Origin of the sequence: Microcystis sp. BLCC-F209, from assembly GCF_041928595.1 — a bacterium.
GTDB lineage: Bacteria > Cyanobacteriota > Cyanobacteriia > Cyanobacteriales > Microcystaceae > Microcystis.
Genome location: NZ_JBHFLL010000326.1, coordinates 1 through 11,091 on the forward strand (window position 1 = coordinate 1; position 11,091 = coordinate 11,091).

Genomic DNA, 11,091 nt, shown 5'->3' on the forward strand with positions numbered 1-11,091 from the left:
CTTTCAAGACTCGGTTAACAATCTGTAATATTCCTTGTTGACACCCTTACTGACAAGGAAAAAACTGAAATCAAGTCAGGATAAGGGTTGGAGTGCTTACTGAAAAAATTGTTAAGAAAGATCCCTATAAGGGATAGCTTATCAAGGGGGGCAGGGGGGATCGAACCTAAAATCCATTTTTAATTTAATTATAACCAGCTACTTAATTCTTTTGTTTGCTACCCTTAATCGCTTATGAGGTAAGCTAGGGAGCAGGGAAGTACAGGTTTTGGCTCTCATGGTAGGTTGATTCATGAATCAACCTACAAGGCACAACGTTTTGACGAATTTTCAGCTATATATTTCCGAGAAATCGACTAAAAACGTTGCTAGATAAGGATTTGAGAGAATGACATTTGAGAGGTTGCTTTAAAAGATTAACCCATTGTCAGTTAAAGCAACTGCTCTTTAGGTTGCCCAAAACCCCCCCTCGGTGAGCGGTTATGCGTCTATCCAGATGCTGCCGTCTTCGATGCGAAGGGGATAAACGGGTAAAGCTTGGGGTTGAGAAACTGCCGCCATCGCTTTGTTAACCACCGGGGGCCAAGTAATCCAGTCTTTGACAGCACCAGTACAGAGATCAAACGAACTACGATGCCAGGGACAAATGATCGCGCCGTCTTCGGTAATTTTGCCCTTCGTCATCGATAATTTTAAATGAGGACAACGATTACCGACGGCGTGGAATTGACCGTTATTGTTAATCAACAGAATGGAATTTTCCCCCACTTTTACCACTTGACGGGCGCCGGGGGCAAGGGAATCTACAGATAGTACTTTTGTCCAACTCATATTTTTATTTAACTAAGGGAGAGATCGAGAATGGTTTCGGGGTAATTTTGGGCAATAATATCCTGTTTAGCCCATTGTTGGTAATCTTGCAACAATTGACTCATTAAACGCTGTTTAATGCGCAATAAAACCCCTTTTAGGAGACTATTGCCGGTGATTTCTAACAAGGGACGCGGGGTTAACCATAATGGCGGTGGTAGGGCGACTTTCACCTCAAGATTGGCTTTTCCCGCTAGATAGGTTTGATTATTTTTTTCCACAGGAGCGAGTTTGCCTTTAACATTGAGGCTAAAGCGATCGTTGATATAATCAATACCTTTGATCTGACAGTCTTCTGATTGCAAAAATATCGTCCCCTCAGAGGTGGCCCAGACATTAAGAATAACCGTGGGCTGAAAATAGTACATATTCAAAAAGTTTAGGGGACGCATTTTTAGGCGAAACCGATTCTCAGACAGGTGTTCTGTTAAGCTAGTCTCAACGATAGCCTGTACTAATCTCTGCGGTTGGCGCAGATAATGCTGAATCGGGATGGTTTGTTCAGCAACAACAATTTCTAGGGATTCGGCAGCGGTAAAAGTTACTTCCATAAGTTGGTTATCTTAAATTTGTCTCCCTTCTTAATTTTACTTTACAAAACTTATACTTTTCGACGGTCCAGATGTAGAAATTTTATCGCTAAGAGGGGACACAAACCAGATTTTTGTCCAAAGTTAGGCTTTTTTCAGTGATCAGTGATCAGTGGGGGGTTTTAAGTAAACAGTGGGGGAGAAGGGAGTGGGGGAATTATGAATTATGAATTATGAAGTGGGAAGAATAAATAAAAATAATCTCCCGACTCGGAGAATTCTAACCCAATGGTAGATGTTGGATTTTTACAGGAGTTCTATTTTCCAACAAAGATAAGCAAAAATTATATATTGATTCCAAAAGCTTGAGAATATTTAAATTAACATTCCGCAATATTTACAAATTCTTAAGAATTAATTGAGAAAGATTTTGATTTAACAACGATGTTGTAATGGTTACAGCGATTTGATATAATTTCATGGTGGGTTACTTTGTGCTTTTTTGGGCAGCAATGGTTGAAACCCTTGCCACACCTACAAGGTGATCCTAATTAAAACGGGTAAATTAGTCAATTTTACCGACAACGACGATCTTTTTTTTGTGTAGTTTTATTGCAAAGAAAAAGTTTTTTTGACAAAAAGCACAAAGTGTGATATTACCGAACGTATTTCTGGCTGCCAGTAGTTATTGCAGAGTGGGAGTTGGGGAGAAGGGAGAAGAGCAAAGAGAGAAGAGAGTGGGGGAATTATAAATTATGAATTGGGGTGATAGGGTGATGGGGTGATGGGAAGTGTCGTGAAGTGAAGGCAAAAAGACAAACAGCCTCTACAATGATAAAAGGTGAGACCTCTAGGGAATGCAAAATAATTATAATGAAGCCAAGAGACCTAATTAAAGTCTTAATTGCTGACGATCACGATCTAACTTGTTTAGGACTCAAGACTTTAATTTCCCAGCAGCCGCATTGTCAGGTGGTGGGAATTGCGGTTAATGGTCAACAGGCGATCGACTTGGCGAAAAGTTGTCAACCGGATGTAATTATTTTAGATGTACGGATGCCTGTCTTAGATGGACACAGCGCCGCTATTCATATCAAACAATTCGACCCCCATGTCCGCATTATCGCCTATAGTTCCTTGGCAAATCTTCCAATGGAAAAAAATAATCAAACTACAGCCTTTGATCTATACTGCTCTAAAGATATATCTTCCCAAGATATGATCAAAGCGATCGATGACTTGGGAAAATTAGCACAATCGGACAAATCTCAATTCCATCGAGTCGGATAGTTAACTAAGTTTTTCTTCAGGAAAAGTTGCTTGAAACTCATCGAGTAATTCATCCAACTCCTCAAGAGCTTGATTAACATCTAATCTCAGTCCCCCAATGTCGGGTTTATCGCGCAATTGCAGTAAATAATCGCGTTTATTAGCCATTTGTTTCACTTTATCGATCAAGCTGGTTTTATCCATAATTCACCCTCTGGTACTGACTGCGATTATATATCAGTCAGCCCCTATCAGTGAACAGTGATCGGTGAACAGTGAACAGCCAGTGATCACCAGTAAGCTGTTGACTATCTAAATTACTCGTTAAGATTGCAGGGGAGTGCCAGAGCCGCGGAGCAGGGAGAGGCAGTTTGAGCATTTGTACTAAAATTTCCAATTAAATTCAGTACAGCTTAACTGATAACTAATCACTGATAACTGATAACTGATAACTGATAACTGATAACTGATAACTGATAACTGATAACTGATAACTGATAACTGATTTTCCTATGTCCCCTCTCAATTCTCACCGCACAGAAATAACTACCGTTGCCGATCCTATTTATCTAGAAATCTTTAAAAATCTCTATCAATTTATTGCCGAAGAAATGGGGATTACTCTCCAAAATACGGCAGCAAGTGTCAATATTAAAGAACGTCTAGACTTCTCCTGTGCTATCTTTGATGAGGTAGGAAACTTAATCGCTAATGCTCCTCATATTCCCGTCCATTTAGGTTCTATGGCCGATAGTGTTAAAAGCTTAATTCAGGATAAAGGGGAGACGATTCGTCGGGGGAATGTTTATCTAGCTAATAATCCTTATAATGGCGGTACTCACCTGCCGGATGTCACAGTAATTAGTCCTATTTTTGATCGCCAAAATCAGGAAATATTATTTTATCTTGCCTCCCGGGGACATCAAGCTGATATCGGTGGCATTACCCCCGGTTCTATGCCTCCCCACTCTGTCCATATTAGCGAAGAAGGAATTTTATTCGATAATTTTTTGCTGGTAGCGGCGGGACAGTTTCGGGAACAAGAATTAATTAATCACTTAACTAATAGTCCTTTTCCTGCACGCAATATCGCCCAAAATATTGCCGATTTTCAGGCACAAATAGCTGCTAATGCTAAGGGAGAAAGAGAATTACATAATATGGTTGATCGCTACGGATTAGCTATGGTTAAAGCCTATCAACAGTTTGTTCAAGATAATGCCGAATTAGCGGTGAGAAAAGCTATATCTGTCTTGAAAGATGGCGAATTTACCTATTATCTAGATAACGGTGCTGTCATCAAGGTCAGAATTACCATAGATATTGAAAATTGTCAAGCAAGCATCGATTTTACTGGCACATCTAACCAGTTAAATAATAACTTTAATGCACCCCTGGCAGTGACAAGAGCGGCGGTTTTATACGTTTTTCGTACCCTTGTGGAGGAGGCAATTCCTTTAAATGCTGGCTGTTTCAAACCCCTCCATTTAATTATCCCATCTGGCTGTTTTCTTAATCCCGTTTATCCAGCAGCCGTAGTAGCGGGAAATGTGGAAACTTCCCAGGCTATAGTTAATGCTTTATACGGCGCTTTAGGCATTCAGGCAGCCAGTCAAGGAACGATGAATAATTTCACTTTTGGCAATCAAAAGTACCAATATTATGAGACTATTTGTGGCGGTTCTGGTGCGGGGGCAAATTTTGCGGGAACTGCTGCCGTACAGACCCAGATGACTAATTCCCGTCTCACCGATCCGGAAGTATTAGAAATGCGCTATCCTGTGTTAGTAGAAAGTTTTAGCATTCGCCCCGATAGTGGCGGCAAGGGACAATATTCTGGAGGTGATGGTGTGATTAGAAGAATTAAATTTCAAGAGTCCATGACTGCTAATATTTTATCGGGTAATCGCCAGATTCCCCCCTTTGGACTAGCGGGAGGAAAAGCCGGTAAAATAGGACGTAATGTCGTGGAAAGAAACGATGGAACTATCGAAGAATTGCCCGGCACAGCGACTGTAGAAATGAACCCTGGTGATATTTTTATTATTGAAACTCCCGGCGGTGGTGGCTATGGAAATTGCTGAACGATAATTTTAATTAAGTACCTAAGCAAAATTAAGTAAGTGGTTATAATTAAATTAAAGATGGATTCCCCCTTAATCCCCCCTTAATAAGGGGGGTGTCTGACGATTTACTGATTAAATCATGACAATTATCTTAGCGATCGAAACCAGTTGCGATGAAACGGCTGTGGCTATTGTTAACCATAACCGTGTGTTGAGTAGTGTGGTTTCTTCTCAAATTGATCTCCATCGTCTCTATGGCGGTGTTGTGCCAGAAATGGCCTCCCGACAACACTTAGAAACCATTAATTTTTGTCTAGAAAAAGCTTGGCAAGAAACGGGTTTAACTTGGTCAGAAATTGATGGAATAGCCGCCACAGTTGCCCCCGGTTTAGTAGGTGCTTTAATGGTGGGAATGACGGCAGCCAAAACCCTCGCTATTGTCCACGATAAACCCTTTATCGGCATTCATCATCTCGAAGGTCATATCTATGCTTCCTATCTAGCTGAATCTGATCTTAAACCTCCTTTTTTATCTCTTTTAGTCTCTGGAGGTCATACCAGTTTAATCCATGTGCAGGGCTGCGGTAAATATCAACAATTAGGAACCACTAGAGATGATGCAGCCGGAGAAGCTTTTGATAAAGTGGCACGATTATTAAACTTAAGTTATCCCGGAGGTCCGATCATTGATCGCATGGCTAAAGATGGTAATCCCCAAGCTTTTCCCTTACCTGAAGGTAAAATATCTTTACCAACCGGCGGTTTTCATGCCTACGATTCCAGTTTTAGCGGTTTAAAAACTGCTGTTTTGCGCTTAGTAGAGAAATTCGAGCCAGATAATTTACCCGTAGCTGATATAGCCGCTAGTTTTCAAGATACGGTAGCCAGAAGTTTAACCCGTCGGACAATCAATTGTGCCTTAGATTATGGTTTAAAAACTATCGCGATCGGGGGAGGAGTGGCTGCTAATAGTGCCTTGAGAAATCATCTGGAAACTGCCGCCAAAAATCATGATTTAACCGTCTATTTTCCGCCGCTTAAACTCTGTACTGATAACGCCGCTATGATTGCTCGCGCTGCCGTTGATCATTATGATCTTGGTCATTTTTCTGACCTTTCCCTCGGTGTTCGTTCCCGTTTACCTTTAAGCGAAGTTATGCAATTATATAATACGTCAGATTTTTAGCTATCAGCCGTCAGTATTCAGAATTGAGGAGATTGCTTTTATCTATTCTCCCCATCACCCCATCACCCCACCACCCCACTTCATAATTCATAATTCATAATTGATAATTTATAATGTTTGGCTTTTTAAATCTCAATAAACCCCCCGATTGGACTTCTCACGATTGTGTGGCCAAAGTCCGAAAAATTCTTAAGACAAAACGAGTCGGCCATGGCGGAACTTTAGACCCTATGGCTACGGGAGTCTTACCGATCGCCGTCGGATCTGCCACCCGATTACTGCCCTATTTACCCGAAAATAAGGCTTATCGGGCCAAAATCCAGTTAGGACTCAGCACCGATACCGATGATATTACGGGAAAAGCGATCGCCACTTGTCCCTGTGGCGATTTAACTTTAGAGGCAGTTAAACCCCATTTAGCGGAATTTATTGGCAATATTGCTCAGATTCCGCCGATGTATAGTGCTATTCACCAGGATGGTCGCCGTCTCTACGAATTGGCTCGCAAAGGGGAAATAATCGCAGTGGAGCCTCGTCAGGTCAAAATTGACCAAATTACGGTTTTAGGCTGGTTAGAGGGCGAATTTCCACAAATAGAGCTAGATATTGACTGTGGATCGGGGACTTATATCCGTTCCCTGGCCAGAGATTTGGGCAAGGTGTTAGCTGTGGGTGGCACTTTAGCCAGTTTAACTCGCACGGAAAGCTGTGGTTTTCAATTAGCCGATAGTATTAATCTGGAAGCGTTAATGGCTAATTCCGAGAGTTTAATTTCGCCTCGCATTGCCTTGGCACATCTAGACTGGATTTCTTTGACACCAGAGAAAGTTATCGATTGGTTTCACGGCAGAAAAATTAATCTCACCGATACAAATGTTATGATAGGTTCTCTGGTTGCCGTGGAGTCTTTAGAGGCTCAATTTCTCGGCATTGGTGAGATAGTTGTCAGAGAAGATGAATACTACCTACAGCCTAAAATAGTTATTCAGCAATAGGGTTAATAATGGGTAGATCTGATGATTACTGTTCACCCTTCACTGAAAATAGGTCCCAATTCCCAATTCATAATTCATAATTCATAATTCCCAACTCCCAACTCCCAACTCCCAATTCCCAATTCATAATTCCCAACTCCCAATTCCCAATTCCCAATTCATAATTCATAATTCATAATTCATAATTGATAATTCATAATTCCTACTGGTCTTGTATATACGGCTGATTATTCTTGAGACAGTTGTATGCCTTTTGTAGTTCGATTCCCAGATAACCGATATGTTCGGGAATAATTGCGGGATTAGTAGCGGCAAGCTCGCGGATTAATTTGAGGGGATTTTTGCCTTGATAACAGGCGACAATTTCCCCACTGCCGGGGGTAGTTTGTTGGAGAAGAATTTGTTCTTTTTCCACAGAAATCAAAAAGTTACCGCTAGGGTCAAAAAAATCGCGCTGATTGACAATTTTATCGTACTGGGTGGCGATTAATCGTTCGACATTTTCCCAAGTATCATCGTATATATGGGCCGATTGACTGATAGTAATCAATGGACCCATTGATAAATTGTAGTCAGAGCGCTTACTAATCTCATCTCTAATATGTTGCTGTAAAGCGCGCAATCCCATGGCATTTGCCGGCCAAGCGGCAAACATATCATTACTTCTAAATATTGCAGTGAGAGACAATTCATTTTCCACCACTCGCACCCAAATATGATTTAAACAGGGACTACCTCCCTTTTCGTGGTCTTTCACATCCCAGAGGGACATAACTGCACTAGCGGCGTCAATTTCTGAGATTAATTTATTGATAACCTGTGCAATTTGGTCTCGACCAAACCAAGAGCGCAATCTTTGACCGTAGGTGTATTTAACTCCTTGGTGTATAGGGGAATCATCGAGAATTTGTCCGATATATTCGGTAAGAAAAGCTCTATCTATAGGCAAATAATTAGGTTCGGGAAAATAAAAGTCTGAGGGTTCATTTGTGACAACGGCCATTAGGTCAATTAATTCTTGCCATTTACCATCATATCCCGTCGGTCTAATTGTGCCAGTGGTTTTAATCTTTTGGAGAATTTTTACCCAAGTTTCGGCAATAGTTTTGCCTTCAATGCGATGACCGTATCTTGTCCCGGGTAGGAGAGAAGGAAGATTTTCTAAGAGGGGAAAGATTAAGGGTTCTCCCCAAGTTGGTAAGGGAGATTGTTCTGCATAATTTTTGACAGTTTCAATCGCTTCTGGGATAGATTTAACCATTTGGTATTGAATCGATTGACGTAATTTTTCGAGAGTTTCTCGGTTAATTTCTTTGTCAATATATCCCGTGATAGAAGAATTAATTAGCCAACATTCTCTACCTGTGTCACTTTTTCCTGACTGAAATCCTTGACTAAAAAAATCTAGCAAACACTGACAGCTACCAGAGTTTTTATCTTCCTTAGTCGCATTGAGAATAACTAAATATCTAACGTGGGGATTTGCTATTAAGTTTCTCAGCAGGGGACTAATTCCTCTGGTGGGACTATAAAGATTACCAATTACTGCGTATTGGTCGGTATTTAAATGTTTAGCAAGGGACTGTTTTACTGTCCATCCCGTGATAATTGCCGTTTGGCCGTGACCGCAGATTAATTGATTGGGTTTATAGTGGGGTTGGTAGATGAATTTAGGGGTGGTTTCTGTACTAAGCATGGATTTAAATTAATTCGGTCAAGATAATTAATAATATTTTGGTGAAGCTGTTCTATTGTATCACTGCCATCCAGTTGTAAACAATTATCTTTATATTCTTTAAATATATCCAGAAACATCTGACGAACTTTGATTAATTTTTCTTGTTTTTCGTACACTTCTGTGATGGCTCGGTTTTTAATTCTTGCCAGAGAAATATCGGGAAGAACATCGATATAAATGACTAAATCGGGATTGGGAAAATGTTGATTTAACTGCCGAACAAACGCAAATTCTTCGGGATTATTGCAATTGTAGGCCAGGGAAGAAAAATAATAACGCGTAGTGATAACGTGGGTTTGTTCTTGGTGAATAAGTTTAAAAACGCCATCGTGATCATTATATAAGTGATAATGGCGATCAGCTGCAAACAGATAAGCCATTTGTCGGTCAAATTTATTTTGATCTTGGATAGAAATAAGATTAGTTTGCATTATTTCTCGAATCAAACGACCGATGACTCCCTCGGAAGGTTCCGGACTTAAAACTGCTTTTTCCCCTCGCTTGAAAAAATATTCTTGTAGGAGTTTTGCTTGGGTACTTGTTCCAGATCCGTCAATACCTTCAAAGACAATAAATTTCGGTTTCATAATTTAATCTTCCTTCTCAATCTAATTATCTAAATAATTTTTTTAGCCAAGTTAACCAAGATTTTTTCTGGGGGATTAATTCCGTCATTTCTCCGATAATCTCTCCCATACTTCCCCAAGCATAAATATTTTTATTGAGGGATTGTATGGTTAAATTTTCTTGTAAAGCTAAACTGATAATACTAATCATTTCTGCTGCTTGATTACCGACTATTTGCGCTCCCAGTATTTTACCATCTTGTCGGTAGATTAATTGACAAAATCCCGTGGTTTCCCCCCAGATTTGCTGTGAGACCATATTTTTAATTGGATAGTTGATCATCTTTACCTGCTCACCATAGCTGTCCTGGTCCGCTTTTCCGGTTAAACCCACCCAAGCAATAGCCGGATCAAAAGCAATAAATGAGGGAATTTGATCGGGATTAAAGTTAAATTTTTCTCCCGTGAGCAGATGCTTGACTAACCCAAAAGCGGCCCGGTGATTTAAAGTAGGATCGGGATAATTATTTCTGAGTAAATTTAGAGCATAAATGCGGGAATTATCGGTTTGTAACTGCTGATTAACCTTGATTAATCCTTGTTCTAGTTTCACTCCCACCCCGACCAAATTTAATCCCTGTTCATTGACTTGATAATTACCGGCAAAAATGAGATCATCAACTTCGATAACACGATTACCTAATTGTAGCCATTTTTGACCCTCGATCGCTTTCACTTGACTAGGACAATAGCCGGGTAAAATCTTAATTCCTTCCGCTTCTAAAATGGCAGTAACTAAAGAGGAGATTTCCTGATCAATATCCGGTAGTAGATAACTATCCTCGATAATTAAGCTAATTTCTTTCCCCAAACGTCGGAGAATTTGGGCTAAACTCACAGCCATGCTGCTGTTGCCAATAATCCCTAAATGTTGTCCCAACTTGTCTAAATTTGGCTCTTGCCAAAGGGTTTGAGCGGTAAAATAATTAACATCATCTAAGCCGAAAATTTTCGGGACTTGCGGAGAAAAATCCGGGGCGATAAGATAGTGTTTAGCCAACAATTGCCGACCGTTAACCACGAATCCTAAATGGGGCAGCCGGACAAATTCCCCCCCACCCAGGATCACGTCTATTCCTTCCGTGGCTAATCTTGCCAAAGAATGATATTTATTAATAGTTTTATCCACTTCCTCTAACCATTGCCGCAACCGTTGCCATTGGGGATAAATAGCCGTTTCTTGCCAATGATTAAGCAGTTTATAGAGATGGATAATTTGGCTGTAGCCCTTGCTAAAAATGTCCTCAGATGCCTCTAAATTGTCCCTAGAAGGCTGTTGCACTAAAGCCACCCTTTTTTTGAGGTGAACAGCCAACAAAGCCGCTTCTATCCCCGCAGGAGTGGCACCGATAATTACTAAGTCGTAAACCACAAATATAAAGTAAAAAGTCAAAAGTCAAAAAAGGTGTTGGGGGTTTTGGGGTGTTAGGGTGTTAGGGTTTTAGGGTTTTAGTTGAAATTCCCCCACTTCCCCACTTCCCCACTTCCCCCCGCAACGCGCACGAAGTGGTCTCCCCATTTCCCCATCCCCCCACACCCCACACCCTACACCCTACACCCTCTTTCAAGTCAGGAGTCAGGAGACGGTATTCAGGAATCGGAAACTTAACACTTAAGTAGGGAGGCACAATTATTTGTAGGATGGGTTAGCGGTAGCGTAACATAATCGGGCGTTGGGTTTCATGCTTCAACCCAACCTTGTATATTGAGAGAGGTGGTAGACCGTCCCAACCTTGGTCGGAAAAGACCGCTTCGTAGCAAGGGTCACCACCATAATCTCCCTGACAAAACTCGAACAGTCGCCGGGGTCG

General features: G+C 40.9%; 10 protein-coding genes. 4 read left to right on the forward strand and 6 right to left on the reverse strand.

Features of this window, described 5'->3' with window-relative positions:
* Positions 1 to 480: 480 nt before the first annotated feature.
* Both ACE1AQ_RS21880 and ACE1AQ_RS21885 read right to left on the reverse strand, forming a co-directional pair.
* Positions 481 to 831 carry a Rieske (2Fe-2S) protein gene (locus tag ACE1AQ_RS21880; protein ID WP_106908104.1) on the reverse strand — a complete coding sequence of 117 codons (351 nt, stop codon included), beginning with the start codon at positions 829 to 831 and terminating at the stop codon, positions 481 to 483.
* Positions 832 to 839: 8 nt separating this feature from the next.
* The gene (locus ACE1AQ_RS21885; protein ID WP_004268487.1) at positions 840 to 1,421 is read right to left on the reverse strand and encodes a DUF1997 domain-containing protein; all 582 of its coding nucleotides are present in this window, start codon (positions 1,419 to 1,421) and stop codon (positions 840 to 842) included.
* 810 nt (positions 1,422 to 2,231) lie between these two features.
* On the opposite strand from ACE1AQ_RS21885, the gene ACE1AQ_RS21890 reads away from it, so the two are divergent.
* Complete coding sequence (locus ACE1AQ_RS21890) at positions 2,232 to 2,690, forward strand: response regulator transcription factor (protein ID WP_172456644.1); 459 nt, start codon at positions 2,232 to 2,234, stop codon at positions 2,688 to 2,690.
* Here ACE1AQ_RS21890 and ACE1AQ_RS21895 read toward each other — a convergent pair whose 3' ends face one another.
* Complete coding sequence (locus tag ACE1AQ_RS21895; RefSeq protein ID WP_002734024.1) at positions 2,691 to 2,873, reverse strand: hypothetical protein; 183 nt, start codon at positions 2,871 to 2,873, stop codon at positions 2,691 to 2,693. It abuts the gene before it with no gap.
* 308 nt (positions 2,874 to 3,181) lie between these two features.
* On the opposite strand from ACE1AQ_RS21895, the gene ACE1AQ_RS21900 reads away from it, so the two are divergent.
* From ACE1AQ_RS21900 to truB, 3 genes are all read left to right on the forward strand, one after another.
* The gene (locus ACE1AQ_RS21900; protein WP_106908101.1) at positions 3,182 to 4,753 is read left to right on the forward strand and encodes a hydantoinase B/oxoprolinase family protein; all 1,572 of its coding nucleotides are present in this window, start codon (positions 3,182 to 3,184) and stop codon (positions 4,751 to 4,753) included.
* A 121-nt stretch (positions 4,754 to 4,874) separates the two neighbouring features.
* Positions 4,875 to 5,921 (forward strand): tRNA (adenosine(37)-N6)-threonylcarbamoyltransferase complex transferase subunit TsaD, encoded by a 1,047-nt coding sequence (tsaD, locus tag ACE1AQ_RS21905; protein ID WP_110544880.1) that lies wholly within the window; start codon positions 4,875 to 4,877, stop codon positions 5,919 to 5,921.
* A 113-nt stretch (positions 5,922 to 6,034) separates the two neighbouring features.
* Complete coding sequence (gene truB / locus ACE1AQ_RS21910; protein ID WP_106908100.1) at positions 6,035 to 6,916, forward strand: tRNA pseudouridine(55) synthase TruB; 882 nt, start codon at positions 6,035 to 6,037, stop codon at positions 6,914 to 6,916.
* Positions 6,917 to 7,118: 202 nt separating this feature from the next.
* Here the strand turns inward: truB and ACE1AQ_RS21915 are convergent, their stop codons facing one another.
* From ACE1AQ_RS21915 to ACE1AQ_RS21925, 3 genes are read right to left on the reverse strand one after another with little or no spacing between them, the layout of a single operon-like run.
* A complete protein-coding gene (locus ACE1AQ_RS21915; RefSeq protein WP_008201693.1) occupies positions 7,119 to 8,612 on the reverse strand; it encodes a thymidylate synthase in 1,494 nt (497 codons plus the stop codon).
* The gene (tmk, locus tag ACE1AQ_RS21920) at positions 8,549 to 9,241 is read right to left on the reverse strand and encodes a dTMP kinase (RefSeq protein WP_008201695.1); all 693 of its coding nucleotides are present in this window, start codon (positions 9,239 to 9,241) and stop codon (positions 8,549 to 8,551) included. Before tmk ends, ACE1AQ_RS21915 begins: the two co-directional genes overlap by 64 nt.
* A gap of 25 nt (positions 9,242 to 9,266) precedes the next feature.
* A complete protein-coding gene (locus tag ACE1AQ_RS21925; RefSeq protein WP_008201698.1) occupies positions 9,267 to 10,652 on the reverse strand; it encodes an NAD(P)/FAD-dependent oxidoreductase in 1,386 nt (461 codons plus the stop codon).
* Positions 10,653 to 11,091 lie beyond the last annotated feature (439 nt).

Bases quoted from the DNA above. Each gene is read 5' to 3' on its own strand.
- ACE1AQ_RS21880 (WP_106908104.1), bottom strand. From the start codon at position 831: ATGAGTTGGACAAAAGTACTATCTGTAGATTCCCTTGCCCCCGGCGCC.
- ACE1AQ_RS21885 (WP_004268487.1), bottom strand. From the start codon at position 1,421: ATGGAAGTAACTTTTACCGCTGCCGAATCCCTAGAAATTGTTGTTGCT.
- ACE1AQ_RS21890 (WP_172456644.1), top strand. From the start codon at position 2,232: ATGATAAAAGGTGAGACCTCTAGGGAATGCAAAATAATTATAATGAAG.
- ACE1AQ_RS21895 (WP_002734024.1), bottom strand. From the start codon at position 2,873: ATGGATAAAACCAGCTTGATCGATAAAGTGAAACAAATGGCTAATAAA.
- ACE1AQ_RS21900 (WP_106908101.1), top strand. From the start codon at position 3,182: ATGTCCCCTCTCAATTCTCACCGCACAGAAATAACTACCGTTGCCGAT.
- tsaD (WP_110544880.1), top strand. From the start codon at position 4,875: ATGACAATTATCTTAGCGATCGAAACCAGTTGCGATGAAACGGCTGTG.
- truB (WP_106908100.1), top strand. From the start codon at position 6,035: ATGTTTGGCTTTTTAAATCTCAATAAACCCCCCGATTGGACTTCTCAC.
- ACE1AQ_RS21915 (WP_008201693.1), bottom strand. From the start codon at position 8,612: ATGCTTAGTACAGAAACCACCCCTAAATTCATCTACCAACCCCACTAT.
- tmk (WP_008201695.1), bottom strand. From the start codon at position 9,241: ATGAAACCGAAATTTATTGTCTTTGAAGGTATTGACGGATCTGGAACA.